The following is a 20,613-nucleotide window of genomic DNA, read 5'->3' as shown; positions in this document are numbered from 1 at the left end:
TGCATTGCCAATAGAATGAACGACCTACGGCCTATCCTGCTGGTAGAAGACAATCCGAACGACATCGAGTTGACGCTGACGGCGCTCCGGCAGTGCAACATCGCCAACGAGGTCATCGTCCTGCGCGACGGCGCCGAAGCGCTCGACTACGTCTATCGGCGCGGCACCCATGCGGGCCGCCCGGTGGGCGAGCCATCCGTCATCCTGCTGGACCTGAAACTGCCCAAGGTGGACGGACTGGAAGTGCTGGAACGCATCAAGTCGGATGCCGACCACAAGCAGATCCCCATCGTGATGCTGACCTCGTCCAAGGAAGAAAAAGACCTGGTGCGCAGCTATCAGTCCGGCGTGAATTCCTTCGTCGTCAAGCCGGTCGAATTCTCGGAATTCTTCGAGGCGATCCGCAATCTCGGCATGTTCTGGGCCATCCTGAACCAGCCGCCTCCTCTGCGCCGGGACAGCGCCCGCATCGACGGCCGGGAACAACCTTGATTCTGCTGCTCGAGGACAATGACCTGGACGCCGAATTGATGATGCATCATTTGGCGGACGCGCTGCCCGACATCGCCCTGCGGCGGGCGCATGACCGGCGCTCGTACGCGCAGGCCCTGGACGGCGGCGATATCTGCCTGGTCATTTCGGATTTCTCCCTGCCCGACATCGATGGCTGGGAAGCGCTGTCCATGGCGTCGGGCAGGCTGCCCGAGGTCCCTTTCATCTTCGTGTCCGGCGTCATCGGCGAGGACCTGGCCGTCAAGGCGCTGAAAACGGGCGCCACCGACTACGTCCTGAAGCAGCGCCTGGACCGGCTGGGCGGCGCGGCGCGCCGTGCCTTGTCGGAAGCCGAAGACCGCCGCGAACGCCGGCGCGTGGAACAGGCGCTGCGCGAAAGCGAAACGCGTTTCCGGGCGCTGTCCGATTCGGCTCCGGCCCTGATCTGGGAGACCGACGCGTCCGGCCAGGTCACCTTCGTCAACCGCCACTATGAAACCATGTTCGGCATGCCCTGCGAGGCCATGCTGGGCAAAGGCTGGCACCGCATGGTGTACCCGCCGGACCTGCCCGTCCTGCTCGGCGCCTTCGACCAGGCCGTCGCGGCCCGTGCGCCCCTGCAGGTCGAGATCCGCGTCGTCGATGCCGGGAAACGCCTGCGCTGGCTGGACTGCCGTGCCGTGCCGCGCTTCGACGGCGCCGGCCGCTTCCTGGGGCTGACGGGCACCAACGTCGACGTCACCGACGCCAAACTGGCGCGCGACGAGCTGGAACACATCGTGCAGGCGCGTACCGCCGAATTGCTGCGCACCAACGAGCGCCTGCTGCAGGAAATGCGGCAGCGCGCCGACGCCGACGCGGCGCGGAAACAGGCAGAAGAGCAACTGCGCCAGTCGCAGAAGATGGAAGCCTTCGGCCAGCTGACCGGCGGCGTGGCCCACGATTTCAACAACTTCCTGACCGTCATCCTGGGCAACCTGGAAACCCTGGAGCGCCAGCTGTTCAGTGGCGTGGGCAAGCCGGACCCGGCGCGCCTGCAGACCGCGGTCAGCCATGCCAAGCAGGGGGCGCAGCGCGCGGCGGCATTGACCCAGCGCCTGCTGGCCTTCGCGCGCCGGCAGCCCTTGCAGCCGCGCAGCGTGGACGTCAACGACCTGATCGCCGCCACCACCGAAATGCTGACCCGCATGCTGGGCGAGGAAGTCGATGTGCGCAACGACCTGCAGGCCGACCTGTGGCCGGCGCATATCGATCCGCACATGATGGAAAGCGCGCTGCTGAACCTGGCGGTCAACTCGCGCGACGCGATGCCCGAGGGCGGCGAGATCGTCATCCGGACCCGCAATGCCGTGCTGGACGAGACCACCGCCGGCCTGGAACCCGCCCCGGGCGATTATGTGTGCATCAGCGTTTCCGATACGGGCGTCGGCATTCCGGAAGACCTCATGGACAAGGTCTTCGAACCCTTTTTCACCACCAAGGACATCGGCGTGGGGACCGGCCTGGGACTGAGCCAGGTGTATGGCTTCGTGAAGCAGTCGGGCGGCTACGTGCGCCTGGACAGTACCGTCGGTCAGGGCACCACGGTCCATATCTACCTGCCCCGCCAGGCGCAGGCGCAGGTACATCCGGGCGAAAGAACGCACAGCGGCGCCATGCCGGTCGCCGCGCGCGGCGAGACCATCCTGGTGGTGGAAGACGATGAAGCCGTGCGCGCCCATTCGGCGGCCGCGTTGATGGAGCTGGGCTACGCCGTCCACCAGGCCGGCGATGCGGCAAGCGCCCTGCAGTGCCTGCGCGACCGGGACGATATCGCGCTGCTTTTCACCGACGTGGGCCTGCCGCGCGGCATGAACGGCCGCGACCTGGCGGACGCCGCGCGCCAACTGCGGCCGGGCTTGCCCGTCCTGTATACCTCGGCCTATGCGGAAGGACGCCTTACCCACGACGGCAAGCTGCCGCCCGGCGTCGCGCTGATTCCCAAGCCCTTTACCTTCAGCGAGCTGGCGCAGCGCGTGCGCGAGATCCTGGACGATCCGGCACACGCGGGCGCTGGCGAGGCCGCTGGCCCGGCCGCGGTCCCGGCGCGGGACGGCATGGCCGCCACCGCGGCAGGCGGCGTGCGCGTGCTGGTGGTCGAGGACGACGAACTGGTGCGGGAGCTGACGGCGGAAGCGCTGATGGAGTTCGGCTACCAGGTGGACGAGGCCGGCACGGGCGCCCAGGCCCTGGCGTCGATGGAAGCCGCCGGCGGCAATGTGGGCGCCGCCATCGTGGATCTGGGCCTGCCGGACATGCCGGGCAAGGCGTTGATCCTTAAGCTGGCGCGGCGCCATCCGGGCCTGCCCATCGTCGTGGCCAGCGGCTATGGCCAGGTCGACCTGGGCGCGGACATGCCGGCCGCGACACGCGTGGCATTCATCCAGAAACCGTACGAGCTGGACAGCCTGTACGCCACGCTGAAGGACCTGGGCGTTACGCCGTAGCGGACGCCCGGTACTGGCCCCGCGCGCGCAGCCAGCCGGCCAGGGTATCGAAGGCATCGCAGGCGCCGGCCACGGCTTCGTCCACGTCTTGCGGGGTTTGCAGCGCGAGCGCCAGGAAGGCCATGAATTCCTTCCACAGCACGGCCAGGTCCGCGCCGTAGCCCTCCATATAGTGGAACTGCCGGTCCGGCCAGGCCTGCTGCAAGCGCTTGGCCATCATGCGGCCGCCCAGTTGCGAGCCTTCGATCACATACATCACACCCAGGGCATAGGCAGCCGACCGGCCGACGTCGGGGATATCCGGGCATGGGGGCGCCGGTGGCGGCTGCATGCCCAGCGCGCGCGCGGCCTGGAAATCGCTATCCATCCTTGCGGCCTTGTCGCGGCGCCGGTCCGCTCGCAGCGACGCCGGCCAATCGCGCGCCCACAGGGCTTTTTCCACGGGTTCCAACCAGCCCCGCAGCGCGGCGATATAGGCCAGGTAATCGCGGTAATCGGCCTGGCCCGAACCGATACGCAGGCCGCTATCCAGACGCTCGTGGCGCTGCTGGGTGGCGTTTCGTAGGGTGGCATGGACATCCATGAAGCAGGCATCCCCGGGCGGCGATATGAGACAGGCTTCATGATACCGGAGGCCCCTGCCCATCCGGCGGCCCGATGGCGCGATGCGACAATGCCGGCATGGCCACGCTTATCTGGTTCCGTACCGACCTGCGCACGCAGGACAATCCGGCCCTGTCCGCCGCCCTGGCCGATGGAACGGCCTGCGCGCTGTTCATGCCCGCGCCCGGGCAGTGGCGGCGCCACGGCGATGCCCCGGCCAAGATCGACTTCTGGCTGCGCAACCTGGCCGAACTGGGCAAGCGCCTGGCGGCGCTGAACGTGCCGCTGAAATTCAGCGCGGTCCATGATTGGTCCGCGGCACCCGATGCCCTGGTTTCATTCTGCCGGCTCCACGGCATCCAGGCCGTACACGCGAACGCCGAGTGGGGGATCGATGAATGGCGCCGCGACGACGCCGTGGCGCGCAGGCTCGCCACGGAAGGCATCGCGTGGACCGTCCATCACGGCGCCACCCTGCTGCCGCCGGGATCGGTGCTCTCGGGCAAGGGCCAGTGCTACAAGGTCTTCAGCCCTTATGCGCGCGTCTGCCGGGAGCGCCTGGCCGCCGCACCGCCCCGGCCCGCTCCCGCGCCACGGCGGCAAGCCGCGATGCCGGCTCGCGCCGACCCCCTGCCCCCGCCGCGCGCCATGCTGGGCGACGCGCCGCAGCCCGGCGATGGCATCCGCGCCTTATGGCCCGCGGGCGAGGATGCCGCGGCCCGCCGGCTGCGGGCTTTCATCGATACCGCCGTGGCGGACTATCCCCGGGACCGCGACCTGCCCGGCGTGGACGGGACCAGCCGGCTTTCGCCCTACCTGGCCGCCGGCGTTATTTCGGCGGGCGCCTGCCTGCGCGCGGCCCTGTCCGCCAACCAGGGCGAGATCGACAGCGGCCAGGCCGGCATCCGCGCCTGGATCACCGAACTGCTCTGGCGCGAGTTCTATGTGCATCTCCTGGCTGCGCATCCGGCACTGTCCATGCATCGCGCCATGCGGCCGGAAACCGAGCACGTCCCTTGGCGCGAGTCGGAGCGGGATCTGCAAGCCTGGCGCGATGGGCGCACGGGCTTTCCCATCATCGATGCGGCGATGCGCCAGCTGGCCGCCACGGGCTGGATGCACAACCGCCTGCGCATGATGACGGCGATGTTCCTGAGCAAGAATCTGCTGCTCGATTGGCGCAAGGGCGAGGCCTGGTTCATGGCAAACCTGGTCGATGGCGATCTGGCATCCAACAACGGCGGCTGGCAATGGAGCGCGTCGACCGGGACCGATGCGGCGCCCTACTTCCGCGTGTTCAATCCCGAGACGCAATCGCGGAAGTTCGATCCCCGCGGAAGCTTCCTGCGGCGCTGGCTGCCGGAGCTGGCCGGCCTGGACGACCGGGCCATCCATGCGCCCACCGACGCACAGCGCCAGGCCACCGGCTATCCGGCGCGCATCGTCGATCTGCGCGAAAGCCGGCTGCGCGCCATCGAGGCCTATGCCGGGGTAGCCAAACGCCGGGCGGAATGACGGGCTTCGGTCATGGCTGCCCAGCGGGCGGCCTGGCGCGCCGCGGCCGGCCGGGTTTCCCTTGCACGGGGATGCCCAGGCGGGCGGCGCGGCGGCGCAGGTTGGCGCGGTCCACCCCCAGTTCGCGCGCCGCGGCGCTCCAGTTGTTGCCGTGCCTGGCCAGGCAGGACTCGATCGTGGCCTGCTCCACCGCCAGCAGTGTCTGCTGCAAGGACAAGGGCGGGTCGCCCGCCGGCCCGCTTCCCGGCATGCCGCCATGCGGCGACGACGCGCCACCCGGAAGGGCTCCGCCCCACGGCGCCGAGCCCGACGCGCCAGCAGCCGACCGCTGCCCGCCCGACGGATCGCCGCCCGACGGATCGCCGTCCGACGGATCGCCGCCCGGCACTTCGATATCCATATCGTCCGCGGTCACGGTCAGGATGCGCGGACGCTGCGCATGCCGGCCCAGCGCCTTGAGCACGCCGCGGCTGATCACGTGTTCCAGTTCGCGGACGTTGCCGGGCCACCCGTAGTGCTGAAGGGTGGCATGCGTTTCCGGCTGCAGGCGCAAGGCGCCCAAGCCCAGCCGCGCGCGGTTTTCTTCCAGGAAGGCCCCTGCGAGAAGCAGCACATCGCGCCCGCGTTCGCGCAGCGGCGGTACGCGCAGCGGGTACACGCTCAAGCGATGGTAGAAGTCCGCCCGCATGCGGCGCGCGCGCACTTCCTCGGCCAGGTCGCGGTTGGTGGCGGCGATCAGCCGTACGTCCACTTGATGTTCGCGGTCGGACCCCACGCGCTGCAGCTGGCCGCTTTGCAGCACGCGCAGCAACTTGGCTTGCGCGCTCAAGGGAAGCTCGCCCACTTCATCCAGGAACAGCGTGCCGCCATGCGCGAGCTCGAATTTACCCCGCCGGTCCTGCACCGCGCCGGAGAAGGCGCCGCGCACATGGCCGAACAGTTCGCTTTCGATCAGATTGTCGGGCAAGGCCGCGCAGTTCACGCTGATCATGGGCTTGCCGGCGCGCGCCGATCCCGCATGCAGCGCCTGCGCCACCAACTCCTTGCCCACGCCCGTTTCGCCCGTGACCAGGACAGTCAGATCGCTGGCGGCCACCATCTCCACGTCCTTCATGAAGCGGCGAAAAGCCGTGCTCTGCCCCGTCAGCCGGCGGGCGGGTCCGGCCACCGCCAGGCGGTAGCTTTCGGCCCGCCGCCGCTCGTCCTCCGCCGTGACCGCCAGTTGTTCGATACGGGCGGCCACCGCCACCGTGGCGGCGGCCAGCCCGGCGAAGACGTCCAGCACGGCAAGATCGTCGTCCGAGAAGCGCCCGGGCTGCAAGGCATCCAGCGTCAGCAAGCCCCATTTGCGCTGGCCTACCGTGATGGCGCAGCCCATGCAATCGTGCACGTGCAGCTCGCCGCCGTCTTCCACCAGGCCGTCGTAGGGATCGGGCAGGCTGCTGTCCGGCGCGAATCGCATGGCTTCGTCGGCCTCCAGCAGCGCATGCAAGCGCGGATGCTGCGCGACGCGGAAACGCCGGCCCATCGCATCGGGACTCAGGCCCTGCATCGCCAGCGGGATCAAGGCGTCGTTTTCCAGCCTTAGCAGGGCCACGGCGTCGCAAGGCAGCAAGGCGCGCAGGGCATCGAGCAGGCGCCGGTATCGTTCCGCGGGCGGCACATCGCGGGCCAGGTCGGACACCAGCGGAATGACGGCGCCCATCAGGGGATTCTGTGTTCTCATCACGCCCCGAGCATAACGGAATCCGCGGCAGGATATGGGTTAACCCGACTCCTTATATCAACAAACGGGTCTATAAAACTCACTTTTCGAGGCGAAGTCCCTGGCTCGATGCCGCGCCCGCGGGGAGACCCACATGGCATGGATGTTGCATTGCAATCCATGACCGCCTTCGCGCGGCCGGCCTGCCCATCCTGAACGAACACGCTGCGCGGCAGGCCCCAACAGGAGTTCTCCAACATGCTCGACTCGAACCAGCTCGCCATTATCCGCGCCACCGTCCCCTTGCTCGAAACGGGCGGCGAGGCGCTGACCACGCACTTCTACCGGATCATGCTGGCGGAGCATCCCGAGGTACGGCCTTTGTTCAACCAGGCCCACCAGGCCAGCGGCGCGCAGCCGCGCGCACTGGCCAATGGCGTGCTCATGTACGCGCGCAACATCGAGCGCCTGCAGGCGCTCGCCCCGCTGGCCTCGCAGATCGTCAACAAACACGTCTCGCTGCAGGTCCTGCCCGAGCACTATCCCATCGTCGGCGCCTGCCTGCTGCGGGCCATCCGGGAAGTGCTGGGCGCCGAAACCGCCACCGACGAAGTCATCGCCGCCTGGGCCGCGGCCTACCAGCAGCTTGCCGACATGCTGATCCAGGCCGAAGCGGCGGTCTATGAGGCGCGGGCGCACGAGCCGGGAGGCTGGCGCGGCGCGCGCCCCTTCATCGTGTCGAACAAGGTCGCCGAAAGCGCCGAGATCACATCGTTCTACCTGCACCCCGCGGACTGCGGACCTTTGCTGGCCTACCGCCCCGGGCAGTACCTGGGCCTGCGCCTGGACGTCGACGGCGAGGAAATCCGCCGCAACTACTCGCTGTCGCGCGCGCCCGATGGCGCGCAATACCGCATCAGCGTCAAGCGCGAGCCGGGTGGCGTCGCGTCCAACTTCCTGCACGACCGCGTGCGGGTGGGCGATACCCTGGATGTGTTCCCGCCGGCCGGCGATTTCGTGCTGGAGGAAAGCGAGCGGCCCCTGGCGCTGATCAGCGCCGGCGTGGGCGTGACGCCCGTGCTGGCCATGCTGGAGGCGGCCTTGCGCGAGAGCCAGCGGCCCGTGTACTTCATCCACTACGCGCGCAACGGCCAGGTGCATGCTTTCGGCGACTACATCGACCAGCTGGCGGCGCGCCATGCGCACCTGCGCCACTATGTCTGCTACGAGGACGAAGCCGGCGCGGCGCGTCGGCCGGACGCCGTGGGCCGCGCCCATGCGGAGCAATTGCGCAAATGGCTGCCCACCGCGGCGGACCTGGATGCCTACTTCGTCGGACCCAAGCCCTTCATGTCGCTCATGAAGAAGACCCTGGCAGCCCTGGGTGTGCCCGAGACCAACGCCCGCTACGAGTTCTTCGGGCCGGCGGCGGCGCTTTAGGCCGCGATGTAAAGACCGGCGCGGCGCACGGCGCGCGCCGCACCGGGCTCATCGCGGCCAGTTGGTCTGCGCCAGGTCCATGACCTCGTCGCCGCGCCCGCTGATGATGGCCTTGAGCATGTACAGGCTGAATCCCTTGGCCTGTTCCAGCTTGATCTTGGGCGGAATGACCAGCTCCTGCTTGGCGGTCAGCACATCGACCAGCGCCGGCCCGTCGTGCGCGAAGGCCTGCCGCAGCGCGGACTCCAGGTCTTCGGCGTGCTCCACCCGTATGCCCAGGATGCCCATCGCGTTGGACATGGCGGCGAAGTCGGGATTGCGCAGGTCGGTATTGGTGTCCAGATAGCCGCTGGCCTTCATTTCCATCGCGACGAAGCCCAGGGTGCCGTTGTTGACCACGACCACCTTCACCGGCAGGCCGAGCTGCGCCAGCGAGATGAAATCCCCCATCAGCATCGAGAAGCCGCCGTCGCCGGACAGCGAGATGACTTGCCGCCCGGGGAAGGCCGCCTGCGCGCCGATGGCCTGCGGCAAGGCATTGGCCATCGAGCCATGGTTGAAGGAGCCCAGCAGCCGGCGCAGGCCGTTCATCTCCAGGTAGCGCGCCGCCCAGACCGTCGGCGTCCCGACGTCGACAGAGAAAATCGCGTCCTCGGCCGCCAAGCGGCTGACGACGCGCGCCAGATATTGCGGGTGGATGGCGCGGCCGCGCGGGGATGGCACCGCCAGGTCGTCCAGCGCCTTGCGCGCGTCGGCGTAATGCCGGCGCGCCGTATCCAGGAAGCCGCGGTCGGCCTTGCGCGCCAGGCGCGGCAGCACCAGGCGCAAGGTCTCGCGCACGTCGGCGGGGATGCCCAGCGCCAGCCGCGCCCGCCGTCCCAGCGCGGCCGGATCCGCATCGACCTGGATCACCCTGGCCTGCCGCGGATAGAAATGGCGATACGGGAAATCCGTTCCCAGCATCAGCAGCGTGTCGCAATTCAGCATGGCATGGTAGCCGGAGCTGAAGCCGATGAAGCCCGTCATGCCGACGTCGCAGGGGTTGTCGTATTCGATGTGTTCCTTGCCCCGCAGCGTGTGCACGATGGGCGCGCCCAGCGCATCGGCCAGCGCCACGACTTCGTCATGCGCGCCGGCGCAGCCGGCGCCGCACAACAATGTCACGCGGCCGCTGCCGTCCAGGAGGTCCGCCAGGCGGTCGACGTCCTGGTCGGCGGGCAGTACCCGCGGCGGCGCCAGCGCGGGCCACGGCGCGGACGGCGCGGAGGCCTCCAGCAGGGCCACGTCGCCGGGCAGCACCACCACCGCGACGCCGCGGCGCAGGATCGCCGTGCGCATCGCCCGGTGCAGCACTTCCGGCATTTGCGCCGGGTTGGTGACCAGCTCCACGTAGTGGCTGCATTCCTTGAAGAGCTCCTGCGGATGGGTCTCCTGGAAATAGTCCAGGCCGATCTCGGAGGACGGGATATGCGCCGCGATGGCCAGCACGGGTACCCGGCTGCGATGGCAATCGAACAAGCCGTTGATCAGATGCAGATTGCCGGGACCGCAGCTGCCCGCGCACACGGCCAGCCGTCCGGTCACGGCGGCTTCGGCGCCCGCGGCGAAGGCCGCCACTTCTTCGTGGCGCACGTGCATCCAGGCAATGGTTTCGAGCCGGCGCAGGCTGTCGTTCAAGCCATTGAGGCTGTCGCCGGTGACGCCCCAGATGCGTTTTATTCCTGCTTCGGCGAGCGTGGCGGCGATCTGGTCGGCAAGCGTGATCCTGGGCATGGCGGTCTCCGGAAAAGGGGCGGAAGCGATACACCGCGCGGCGCGACGGACGCCACGGTTTCCTGCGTGCGCATAAGACCATACGCGATAAGCGCGACGCTGTCTGTGCCCATCCCTTGAATGGACCTGCCGCGATGGACGATCAGGCCGCGGGGGCGGACCACATCCGCAACAAGGCGCGCGTCTGCTCGCGCACTGTCTCCTTTACGAGCGCCGCGCGCGCGGCATCGATCTGCTCCCAGCCCAGCAGCGATAGCAGGCCGCGCTTGGCGGTGTGGAAGACGACCAGCTGGCCGTGCAGCGTGAAGACCCGGACCATGGTCTTGGGATCGTCCATGGACGTGCCGGTGATGCGCGCCACCAGGGCCAGGCAGATATCGTTCAGCGGCTTGCGCAGGCGCTCCTGCAGGATGTCGGAGGCGATGGGCGGCTCGTGCCCGGCCTGTTCGCGGGCGAAGAACAGCCGCTGGTCCGGTCCGCAGGGTATTTGCAGCATGCGGTCGGCGATGGCGTCCTGGAGGGCGACGAAAGCGTCGATCAAGGCATCCGCGTCGGCCGCGCCGTCCAGGATGGCGCGCGCCTGCCGCATGGCCGGCTCGAAGGCGGCGCGCGCGCTGTCGGCGATGTGTTCCGCACAGGCCCGGTACAGCCCTTCCTTGCTTTCGAAGTAGTACTGCAGCGCCGGCGCGTTGACGCCGGCGTGCGCGGCGATATCGCGGGTGGAGGCGCCGCTGAAGCCGGCTTCGCCGAAGCGCTCGATGGCGGCCTCGATGATGCGCAGGCGGGTTTCGTCCCCGCGGGCATAGCCGCTACCGGCCGGGCGCCGGCCGCGCTTGGTGTCGTTCATGGGGTCTCCCGCGCTATCTGGAGCCTGTGCCAGGCTTTTGCCACCGCAAAATATAACACTTGATAAATTTATTCCGTCCGATAAAAATATTCCGTTCGCTCAAAATTCCCTGGATACCTGCCCGCCATGTCCGCATCCGATGGTTCGTCTTCCCCGGCCGCTGCCACCGCTCTGGCGGCCACCGCTCCGGCGGCCGCCGCTCCGGCGGCCGCCGCTCCCGCGCGGCCGTCCCCGCCCGCCGGCGGTCGGGCTCCCGCCACGCGCCGGCGCCTGATCCTGGGCGGGGCGCTGCTGGCGGCGGCCGCGGCCCTGGCCTGGGGCGCGCAGTGGTGGCGGGTCGGCCGTTTCATCGAGAGCACCGACGACGCCTATCTGCAAGCCGACAGCGTCACGATCGCGCCCAAGGTCAGCGGCTACGTCATGGAGGTTTACGTCGGCGACAACCAGGTCGTCCAGGCCGGAGATTCCCTGGTACGCCTGGACGGCCGCCAGTACCGCGCCGCGCTGGACCAGGCGCAAGCCACCATCGATGCGCGGCAGGCCGACATCGCGCGCGCCCAGGCGGAGATCCGCCAGCAGGATGCCAACGTGGCGCAGGCCCAGGCCCAGGAGCGGGTGGCGCGCCTGAACGCCCAGCATGCCCAGGACGAGGTCAAACGCTATCGGCCGCTGGCGGCCACGGGCGCGGAAACCAGCGAGCGGCTGGCCAACCTGGCCAACCAGCGCGACCAAGCGCTTGCCACCCTTGCCGCCAACCAGGCCGCGGTGCAGGCGGCCCAGGCGCAGATCGCCGTCAGCACGGCGCAAATGGCGCAGGCACGCGCCCAACTGGAGGCGGCGCAGGCCAGCGCCCGCCAGGCCAACCTGGACCTGCAGGACACGGTGGTGCGCGCGACGCAGGCCGGCAAGATCGGCGACCGCACCGTGCGCGTGGGCCAGTATGTCCAGCCCGGTACGCGCATGATGACCGTCGTGCCGGTGCAGGACGTCTACCTGGAAGCCAATTTCAAGGAGACGCAGATCGGCCGCATGCGTCCCGGCCAGCCCGCCACGCTGCACGTCGATGCCCTGCCCGGCCGCGACCTGCGCGGCGTGGTGGACAGTTTCTCGCCCGGCACCGGCGCGCAATTCGCCTTGCTGCCGCCGGAGAACGCCACCGGCAATTTCACCAAGATCGTCCAGCGGGTGCCGGTACGCATCCGCATCGAGGCGGACGCGGACACGCGCAAACTGCTGGTGCCGGGCCTGTCGGTGACCGCCGAGGTCGATACGCGGTCTTCGCCCGGCGCCGCGCCCGGCGCGCCGGAGGCGGCCAGCCATGGCTGAAGGCAACGCGTCCGCGGCGGCGCCGGCGGAGCCGCGCGCGAGCGCGGCGGACTGGGTGGCCGTCGCGGGAGGCGCGCTGGGCGCGCTGATGGCGACCCTGGATATCTCCATCACCAATTCCGCCCTGCCGCAGATACAGGGCTCGATCGGCGCCACGGGCACCGAAGGCACCTGGATATCCACCGGCTACCTGATGTCCGAGATCGTCATGATCCCGTTGGCGGCCTGGTTGACGCGGGTGTTCGGCCTGCGCAATTTCCTGCTGGGCAACGCCCTGCTCTTTGCGCTGTTCTCGGTGATGTGCGGCCTGTCGCACAGCCTGCCGCAGATGGTCGCCGGCCGCATCGGCCAGGGCTTTACCGGGGGCGCGATGATCCCGACCGCGCAGACCATCATCCGCACCCGCTTGCCGCGCGCGCAGATGCCGGTGGGCATGACGGTGTTCGGCCTGATCGTGCTGCTCGGGCCCTTGCTGGGGCCGGTGGTCGGCGGCTGGCTGGCTGAGAACATCAGCTGGACGTGGTGCTTCCTGGTGAACCTGCCGGTATGCGCCGCCCTGGTGGCCCTGCTGCTGGGCGGCCTGCCCGCGGAACGGCCGCGCTGGGGCGACTTCCTCAAGGCCGATTGGCTCGGTATCGCCGGGCTCGCGATAGGCCTGAGCAGCCTGACGGTCGTGCTGGAAGAAGGCCAGCGCGAACGCTGGTTCGACTCCCACATGATCGTCGCGCTGACCGTCGCCACGCTGTTCGGAATGGTCCTGATCGGGATTTCGCAAGCGACGGCGCCCCGGCCCATCCTGCGCTTGGGCCTGCTGCGCAATCCGCGCTACGCGGCGGTCATCGCCATCGTCGTGGCCATCGGCGCGGGGCTGTACGGCGTCTCCTATCTGGTGCCGCAGTTCCTCAGCCTGATCGCCGGCTACAACGCCGAGCAATCCGGCGCCGTCATGCTGGTGGCGGGCCTGCCTTCTTTCCTGATGATGCCTTTCCTGCCCAGGCTGCTGGGCAGGGTGGACTTCCGTATCCTGGTCATCGCCGGCTTGCTGATGTTCACCGGCAGCTGCCTGCTGGATATCGGATTGACCGCGCAAAGCGTGGGCCACGACTTCTACGGATCGCAGTTCCTGCGCGGCATCGGCCAGATACTGGCGATGATGCCCTTGAACCAGGCGTCGATGGCGGCGGTGTCGCGGGAAGAGTCCGGCGACGCGGCGGGCCTGTACAACATGGCGCGCAACCTGGGCGGCTCCGTCGGCCTGTCGCTGATCGGTATCGTCATCGACCGGCGCAACACCTTCCACGACCACATGCTGCGCGAGTCCTTGACGGCCAATTCCGTCCTGGGGCAGGACCGCCTGGCGGCGAACACGGCGAACTGGTTCGCCCAGACCGGCGACATGGCGTATTCGCATATGCGCGCCCTGGGACAGATGGCCGCGCAGATCCGGCAGCAGGCCGCCGTCATGACCTACTCCGAGACCTTTTATCTGCTGGCCCTGGCCCTGCTGGCCTGCGTGCCCCTGGCCCTGTTGCTGCGCACGCCGCGCGGCGGCGACACGCCCGGCGCCGGGCACTGAGGCCACCATGCGCCCGCGCGATCCGATGCCCAAGACACCGCACACCCCGACCATGCCGTCCCCGCATACCCCGCCCCTTCCCCGCCCCGTCCACGCGGCCCGCCTGCTTATGCTGCTCCTGGCCGGAGCATCGGCCCTGGCCGGCTGCGCGGTCGGACCGGATTATCCCGGCGCGCCCGATGCGGCGCCCGATGCCGCCCGGCAGCCGGCCTTCGTGCGCGCGCCGCGGGACGCGGTGGCCACGGGCCACGCGGCCAGCCTATGGTGGCTGGCGCTGGACGACCCGCAATTGAACCAGCTGATCGAAGCGGCGCTCGCGCACAACCCAGACGTGCATGCGGCGCAGGCGCGGCTGCGGGCCTCGCGCGCGCAGCTGCAGCAGGCAAGCGCCAACGGCATGCCTACCGTGGGCGCGCTGGGAGCCGCCGTACGCACCCGTTCGCCGGACACGTCGGCATTGATACCGGCCGGGGAAAGCAATGGCGGCGGTTCCGGGCGCGGGCCGGTGCAGTTCTATACGGCCGGCTTCGACGCCTCCTGGGAGCTGGATCTATTCGGTGGATCGCGCCGCGCCGTGGAAGCCGCTTCCGCCGAGGCCGACGCCGTCCAGGCGGATCTCGCCGATACGCAGGTGTCGCTGGCCGCCGAGGTCGCGCAGGCCTATATCAGCCTGCGTGACCAGCAACAGCGGCTCACGCTGGCGCGCCGCTCCGCCGAATTGCAGCAGCGCATGCTGGACCTGACGCGGCAGCGCCGCGCCGCCGGCACCGCCGCCGACGTCGATGTCGAGCGGCTCGCCACCCAGGTGTCGACGACCCGCGCCACCCTGGTGCCGCTGGAAGCGCAGATCGACGAGTCGCTGGACCGCCTGGCGGTGCTGACCGGCCGCGAACCCGGCGCGCTGGACCGGCAACTGGCCGCCGCCGCGCCCCTGCCGGCCTTGCCGGCGCGGGTGAGCGTCGGCGATCCGGCCGCGATGCTGCGGCAGCGGCCCGACATCCGCGGCGCCGAGCGACGGCTGGCCTCGGCCTACGCGCAGATCGGCGAGCACACCGCGGACCTGTTTCCCAAGGTCACGCTGTTCGGCGACCTGAGTTTCAGCGCCGCCACGCTGGGCCATCTGGCCCGCAAGGAAAACCTGAGCTGGGTCGGCGTGCCCTACCTGCAATGGAACATCCTGGACTTCGGCCGCACCCGCGGCGCCATCCATGCCGCGGAGGCCGCCCGCGACGAAGCGCAGGCCAAATACGCGCATACCGTGTTGGCGGCCTTGCAGGATGCCAATACCGCGCTGTCCCGCTACGGGCACCAGCGCGAACACCTGGTGCGGCTGCGCCAGGTGCAGGACTACGCCGAGCGCTCCGCCGAACTGACGCGCCAGCGCTACACCGCGGGGGTCGCCACGCTGATCGATCTGCTCGACACCCAGCGCAGCGAATTCGCCGCCCAGCAGGACGTGGTGGCGGGCCAGGCGGAACTGCTGCAGGACTTCGTATCGTTGCAGAAAAGCCTGGGCCTGGGCTGGCAGGCGGGCTGAGGCGCGCGGGACCGGCCCGAGCCGGTGGCGTGCAGTCAACGGCTCGCGTAGTATCCCAAGGCCCCGATGCCGGTCCGCCGCCGTCCTGGCGAATGGACAAGGGCAAACGGCATCGCGGATTGCACATCGCAACACGACGGACGCAAGATGAAGCTTCCAATCCAACGCAGGCTGGCCGGCCTCTGCCTGTCGGCGATGGTGTCATGGCTGGCCGGGTGCGCCACGCGCACGCCCGAGCCGGCTGCGCCGGGGCCCGACCAGGTGCGCGCGGAAGTCGCCAGGCGCCTGCCGCCCGGGGTGGACGACGCAGCCGGATGGGCGCGCGATATCCAGGTCGCGCTGACGACGCAGGAGATCGACGCCTCGCCCGCCAACCAGTGCGCCGTGATCGCCATCATCGGCCAGGAATCCGGTTTCCGCGCCGATCCCGCCGTGCCCGGGCTGCCCAAAGTGGCACGGGCGGAGATCTACCGCCGCGCGGCTTCTTTGCACATTCCCGCCATGCTGGTGGACGCCGCGCTGGGTTTGAAGTCGCCCGATGGCAAGACCTACAGCCGGCGCCTGGATACGGTGCGCACCGAGCGCGACCTGAGCGAGATGTACGAGGACTTCATCGGCATGGTGCCCATGGGCCGGCAGTTGTTCGGCGGACTGAACCCCGTCCACACGGCGGGCCCCATGCAGGTCAGCGTGGACTTCGCGCAGGCGCACGCCGCCGGCTATCCCTACGCCATGGACAAGGGCCTGCGCCGGGAAGTCTTCACGCGCCGCGGCGGCATCTATTTCGGCACGCTGCACCTGCTGGGCTACACCGCCAACTACGACGCGATGATCTACCGCTTCGCGGACTACAACGCCGGCTGGTACGCCAGCCGCAACGCCGCATTCCAGAACGCCGTCAGCCGCGCCACGGGCATCCCGCTCGCCCTGGACGGCGACGTGCTGCGCGAAAACAGCATCGAGCCCGGCGAAACCGAACGCGCGCTGCGCACCCTGCGGTCGCGGCTGGATATGAGCGAGGACGCCATCCGCCGCGACCTGCGCGCCGCGGATCGCCTGGATTTCGAGAAGACCCTGCTTTATCGCCGGCTGTTCCAGATCGCCGACAAGGCGGCGGGCGCGGCGCTGCCGCGCGCCGTGCTGCCCCGCATCACGCTGCAAAGCCCGAAGATCACCCGCACGCTGACGACGGCCTGGTTCGCCGAGCGGGTCAACCAGCGCTGGAAGCAATGCATGGCGCGCGACGGCGGTTGATCGCGCGCGCATCGAGCCCCGGCCGGGCCTGCCGCGTCAGGCAAGGGCATGCCGCTTCCGGCGTCAGCCCGGCAGCCCCGCCCTTTCCAGGCCATCGGCGAAAAGCCGGATGTTGTCCGGCCGATGTATCGGCAGCCAGTCGGTCAGGTTCGCCAGGCACAGGTCCGGACTGGCCCGCCGCAGGTCCAGCATGACGCGCCGCGCTTCGGCCTCCTGGCCCAGCAGCGCCCGGCTGGCCGCGATCACCGCCAGGGCCAGCATGAAGCCGGGCAGCTCGCGCAGGGCCTTCTCCGCCCACGCGATGGCTTCCTCGTTGCGCCCCGCGAAAAGATGGGCGATGGCGATCCCCGCCTGCATGCGGTACAGCTCCGGATCCAGCGGGCTCAGCCGCATGGCGCGGGAAAACGATGCGATGGCGTCCTCCGTCTCGCCGTGCCACACGCGCAGGAATGCGCCCAGGAACCAGGCGGACGCCAGGTTCGGATTCAGCACCAGCGCGCGGTCTATCAGGGCGATGCCGCCGGACAGATCGCCGGCCAGGTGCGCCAGCGCATGGCCGCCGCGCGTCAGGGCCACCGCGTCGCCCTTGCCCAGGTCGATGGCGCGCCGCGCCAGCTGGATGCCTTCCGCGGTCTCGCGCGGCGCATCGGCCATCCAGTGGTTGACCTTGCGCCAGCAATGGCACCACGCCGCCATGGCATGGGCCGAGGCGAACCCGTCGTCGGCCCGCATGGCGTCCTGGAAGCGTTGCAGCGCCAGCCCGATGCTCTCGCGGGTGCCGCGGTGCAGCTTCGCCATGCCGCGCAGGTAGTAGTCGTAGGCGTCCAGGCTGCCGGTCGGCTTGTGCGTGGCGCGCTCGATCTCCACCTGTTCCAGCTGCGGCGCCAGGGACCCGACCACGCTTTCGCTGATCTGGTCGTACAGCGCGAAGATGTCGTCCAGCACGCCTTCGAAGCGGCCGGCCCAATGGTGCGTGCCCGTGGCGGCATCCACCAGCTGGCCCGTGATGCGCACACGGTTGCCGGCGCGGCGGAAACTGCCTTCCAGCACATAACGCACGCCCAGTTCGCGGCCTACCTGTTTCACGTCGACGGCGCGCGCCTTGTACATGAAGCTGGAGTTGCGCGAAACCACGAACAGCCAGCGGTGGCGCGACAAGGCCGCGATGATGTCCTCGACCACGCCGTCGGCCAGGTATTCCTGGTCCGGCTGCCCGCTCAGGTTGACGAAGGGCAATACCGCGATGGAGGGCCGGTTCGGCAAGGCGGGGCCTTCTTCCGTGGGCGGCTCGGCCCGCGGGCCGGCACTTGCGGCGGCGGACTCGGCGGTTTCCAGATCGACCTTGCGCACGTCGGCCACGAAGCGGAATCCCTTGCGCGGCACCGTGCGGATCACCCGCTGCTGCTGGCCGTCGTCGCCCACCGCCTTGCGCGCCGCGTTGATATGGCTGGCAAGCGTCGATTCCGACACGATGCGCCCGCCCCACACGCCGTCGAGCAGGTCGTCGCGGGTAACGACACGCTGGCGATTGCAAGCCAGGTAAACCAGCAAATCGAACACTTGCGGCGTGGTAGGAACCACCTGGGCCGAACGGAACAGCTCCCGCCTGTCGGTATCCAGCGTGCAATCCTCGAACATCAGCGGCATCCGGTCTCCCTTGAATGGAATTCCAAGGGAATTCCAAAGTTCCGGCAAAGTATTCCACACCGCGCGCGGGCATAGTTCATACACCGGTCGCCATATCGACGGCCGAGGACGCGAATAGGGAGCGAGATCATGAAAATCGTCGTCATAGGGGCCAGCGGCCTGATCGGATCGAATGTAGTGAACCGGCTGCGCCGGCAGGGCCACGAGGTGGTGGCGGCCTCGCTGCGCACGGGCGTGAACCTGCTCACGGGAGACGGCGTGGCCGACGCCGTCCAGGGCGCGGACGTCGTCGTGGACGTCTCCAACTCGCCGTCTTTCGAGGACAAGGCCGTCATGGAGTTCTTCCAGACCGCCGGCCGCAACCTGCTGGCGGCCGAAGCCGCGGCCGGCGTCAAGCATCACGTCGCGTTGTCGGTGGTGGGCGCGGACCGCCTGCCGGACAACGGCTACATGCGCGCCAAGGTCGCCCAGGAAGCGCTGATCGCGGCCTCGGGCATCCCGTACACCATCCTGCGCTCGACGCAGTTCTTCGAATTCGTGGACGGCATCATCAAGTCCAGCGGCGGCGAGACCGTCCATCTGTCTCCCGCCTTGCTGCAGCCGATCGCCTCGGACGATACGTCCGCGACGCTGGCCGACGTGGCCGTCCAGCCGCCCGTCAACGGCGTGCTGGAAGTGGCCGGACCGGAACTGATTCCGCTGGACGAACTGGCCCGGATGTACCTGGCCGCGCGCCACGACGAAACGCGCAGGATCGTCGCCGACGTGCACGCGCGCTACTTCGGTTCGGTGCTGGACGACCAGTCCCTGACCGCCGGCAAGGACGCCCGCATCTGCGCGACGCGCTTCCAGGATTGGCTGAAGCACGCGCCGGCACACGCCTGAGATTTCGCCGCGCGCCATGCGCGCGGCGATGCGCGCCCGCATGGCGGCACGCAACCGTCTACCTTTTCCAGGAACCATCATGATCCATTCCACGAAACTGGCCGCCCTGCTGCTGTGCGCGGCCACCGCGGGCTGCGCCTCGCATGCCCATCGGGCCGCCGCGCCGCAAGCCGCGGGCGCGTCCCCGGCCCCCGCCAGCAGCGCGGCCGCCGCCCAGCCACCCATGGCGGAAGTCGTCGAGCTGATGAGCAAGCCGCTGCCCGACTATCCGGGCAAGGAGGCGGTGCTGATCCACGTCGAATACCCGCCGGGTGGCGCCGACCCTGTCCACCGGCACGACGCGCACGCCTTCGTCTATGTGCTGGAGGGGTCGATCGTGATGGGCGTGCAAGGCGGCAAGACGGTCACCCTGAACGCCGGCGACACCTTTTACGAGGGTCCCGAGGACCTGCACACCGTCGGCCACAATGCCAGCGCCACCCAGCCCGCCAGGTTCGTGGTCCTGCTGTTGAAGAAGCAAGGCGCCCCCATCCTGACCCCCGTGCAATGAGCCACGCCGGTGCGTCGGACCAAGCCGGTGCAGGAGGCGGTGCACAGCGCTTTTCCTTATTTCCGGAAGGGGCATTCAAAGGACCGAAACCAAAGTTCCAGGTATATGCTTAGGGTAATTTCTTAGTTAGTTCCGGGCCTGGCCATCCATAGAATGGTGGCGTTGTAGACATATTTCATATGCGCTGTGAGCTGCTCACCACGCATGTGAAGCCCCGCCACCATGCCCGATTCTCCCGTACACGCCGCGCGCGCCGACGACCGGACCTCCGATGTGAGCGCCGGCGCCGACGCGTACGCGCGCATACGCCGGGACGTGATTTCCTGCCGCCTGGCGCCGGGCGCCTTCGTCACCGAGCCGGAGCTGATGCAGGCCTACGGCATCCGCAAGACCGGCTGCCGCATCGCCCTTACGCGGCTGGCGCACGAAGGCTTCGTGCGGTCCCGGCCGCGCAAGGGATACCAGATATCCCCGATCACCTTGCGCGACGTGGAAGAGGTCTTCACCCTGCGCGTGCAGGTCGAGCCGCTGGCCGCGCGCCTGGCCGCCGGGCGCGTCGATATCGACCTGCTGCGCCGCCTGGAAGCCGCCTGCCGGGTACAGCATCCCGTGCTGCAGCTGAGCGACCAGATCGACGTCTTCATGGACGCCAATAAGGCCTTCCACCTGGCCATTGCCGCCGCCTGCGGCAATGAACGGCTCTACCGTCTGCTCAGCCAGCTGATGGACGAGATGTCGCGCCTGGTCGCGCTGGGCTTTGGCGTGCAGCGGACCAAGCCCGAGATCAAGCACGATCACAATGCCATGATCGACGCGCTGGCCGAGGGCGACGGCAAGCGCGCCGAGACCATCGCGCGCCGCCATATCGAAACCTTCCAGGTCATGACCCTGGAAAAACTCTATGCCAGCCTGACGCAGACCGGCGCGGCCATTCCCGTTCCGGCGGCCCTGAACGGGAGCGGGCGATGACCGGAGCC

16 protein-coding genes are annotated in these 20,613 nt (G+C 69.1%); 11 read left to right on the top strand and 5 right to left on the bottom strand.

Annotated features, from left to right (window positions below):
- The first annotated feature begins 15 nt into the window (after positions 1-15).
- Positions 16-492: a response regulator gene (locus tag BAU06_RS12535; protein ID WP_066349564.1), complete on the top strand. Its 477-nt coding sequence runs from the start codon at positions 16-18 to the stop codon at positions 490-492.
- Positions 489-2,978 (top strand): response regulator, encoded by a 2,490-nt coding sequence (locus BAU06_RS12530; protein ID WP_066349563.1) that lies wholly within the window; start codon positions 489-491, stop codon positions 2,976-2,978. The genes BAU06_RS12535 and BAU06_RS12530 overlap by 4 nt, the downstream gene beginning before the upstream one ends.
- Here the strand turns inward: BAU06_RS12530 and BAU06_RS12525 are convergent.
- Entirely contained in the window at positions 2,968-3,561 is a 594-nt protein-coding gene (locus BAU06_RS12525) for a biliverdin-producing heme oxygenase (RefSeq protein ID WP_066349562.1), read from the bottom strand. The genes BAU06_RS12530 and BAU06_RS12525 overlap by 11 nt on opposite strands.
- A 98-nt stretch (positions 3,562-3,659) precedes the next feature.
- On the opposite strand from BAU06_RS12525, the gene phrB reads away from it, so the two are divergent.
- On the top strand, positions 3,660-5,096 hold the full coding sequence (gene phrB, locus BAU06_RS12520; RefSeq protein WP_066358964.1) for a deoxyribodipyrimidine photo-lyase: 1,437 nt from the start codon (positions 3,660-3,662) through the stop codon (positions 5,094-5,096).
- Between the two features lie 10 nt (positions 5,097-5,106).
- Here phrB and norR read toward each other — a convergent pair whose 3' ends face one another.
- Positions 5,107-6,822: a nitric oxide reductase transcriptional regulator NorR gene (norR, locus tag BAU06_RS12515; RefSeq protein WP_066349561.1), complete on the bottom strand. Its 1,716-nt coding sequence runs from the start codon at positions 6,820-6,822 to the stop codon at positions 5,107-5,109.
- A gap of 237 nt (positions 6,823-7,059) precedes the next feature.
- Between norR and hmpA the strand changes: the two genes are divergently transcribed.
- A complete protein-coding gene (hmpA, locus tag BAU06_RS12510) occupies positions 7,060-8,241 on the top strand; it encodes an NO-inducible flavohemoprotein (RefSeq protein WP_066349558.1) in 1,182 nt (393 codons plus the stop codon).
- Between the two features lie 48 nt (positions 8,242-8,289).
- Here hmpA and poxB read toward each other — a convergent pair whose 3' ends face one another.
- Both poxB and BAU06_RS12500 read right to left on the bottom strand, forming a co-directional pair.
- Positions 8,290-10,014, bottom strand: coding sequence for a ubiquinone-dependent pyruvate dehydrogenase (poxB, locus tag BAU06_RS12505; RefSeq protein WP_066349556.1), 1,725 nt, complete (start codon positions 10,012-10,014; stop codon positions 8,290-8,292).
- A gap of 142 nt (positions 10,015-10,156) precedes the next feature.
- Positions 10,157-10,861: a CerR family C-terminal domain-containing protein gene (locus BAU06_RS12500; protein ID WP_066349554.1), complete on the bottom strand. Its 705-nt coding sequence runs from the start codon at positions 10,859-10,861 to the stop codon at positions 10,157-10,159.
- A 126-nt stretch (positions 10,862-10,987) separates the two neighbouring features.
- On the opposite strand from BAU06_RS12500, the gene BAU06_RS12495 reads away from it, so the two are divergent.
- From BAU06_RS12495 to BAU06_RS12480, 4 genes are all read left to right on the top strand, one after another.
- Entirely contained in the window at positions 10,988-12,187 is a 1,200-nt protein-coding gene (locus BAU06_RS12495; RefSeq protein ID WP_066349548.1) for an HlyD family secretion protein, read from the top strand.
- On the top strand, positions 12,180-13,763 hold the full coding sequence (locus BAU06_RS12490) for an MDR family MFS transporter (protein ID WP_066349544.1): 1,584 nt from the start codon (positions 12,180-12,182) through the stop codon (positions 13,761-13,763). The genes BAU06_RS12495 and BAU06_RS12490 overlap by 8 nt, the downstream gene beginning before the upstream one ends.
- A gap of 109 nt (positions 13,764-13,872) precedes the next feature.
- Positions 13,873-15,300: an efflux transporter outer membrane subunit gene (locus BAU06_RS12485; RefSeq protein WP_066358963.1), complete on the top strand. Its 1,428-nt coding sequence runs from the start codon at positions 13,873-13,875 to the stop codon at positions 15,298-15,300.
- 147 nt (positions 15,301-15,447) lie between these two features.
- The gene (locus BAU06_RS12480) at positions 15,448-16,554 is read left to right on the top strand and encodes a DUF1615 domain-containing protein (protein ID WP_066349543.1); all 1,107 of its coding nucleotides are present in this window, start codon (positions 15,448-15,450) and stop codon (positions 16,552-16,554) included.
- Positions 16,555-16,617: 63 nt separating this feature from the next.
- Here BAU06_RS12480 and BAU06_RS12475 read toward each other — a convergent pair whose 3' ends face one another.
- Positions 16,618-18,201 (bottom strand): winged helix-turn-helix domain-containing tetratricopeptide repeat protein, encoded by a 1,584-nt coding sequence (locus BAU06_RS12475; protein WP_066349542.1) that lies wholly within the window; start codon positions 18,199-18,201, stop codon positions 16,618-16,620.
- A gap of 129 nt (positions 18,202-18,330) precedes the next feature.
- Between BAU06_RS12475 and BAU06_RS12470 the strand changes: the two genes are divergently transcribed.
- From BAU06_RS12470 to BAU06_RS12460, 3 genes are all read left to right on the top strand, one after another.
- Positions 18,331-19,086 (top strand): SDR family oxidoreductase, encoded by a 756-nt coding sequence (locus BAU06_RS12470; protein WP_066349537.1) that lies wholly within the window; start codon positions 18,331-18,333, stop codon positions 19,084-19,086.
- Positions 19,087-19,309: 223 nt separating this feature from the next.
- Positions 19,310-19,636, top strand: a complete 327-nt coding sequence (locus tag BAU06_RS12465) for a cupin domain-containing protein (RefSeq protein ID WP_231934088.1) — start codon at positions 19,310-19,312, stop codon at positions 19,634-19,636.
- Positions 19,637-19,858: 222 nt separating this feature from the next.
- On the top strand, positions 19,859-20,605 hold the full coding sequence (locus BAU06_RS12460) for a GntR family transcriptional regulator (RefSeq protein WP_066349535.1): 747 nt from the start codon (positions 19,859-19,861) through the stop codon (positions 20,603-20,605).
- The last annotated feature ends 8 nt before the right edge of the window (positions 20,606-20,613 follow it).

The organism is Bordetella bronchialis (genome assembly GCF_001676705.1).
Taxonomy (GTDB): domain Bacteria; phylum Pseudomonadota; class Gammaproteobacteria; order Burkholderiales; family Burkholderiaceae_B; genus Bordetella_C; species Bordetella_C bronchialis.
The sequence above is the reverse complement of the archived record's forward strand: the minus strand, read 5'-3'. Positions and strand labels throughout refer to the sequence as shown.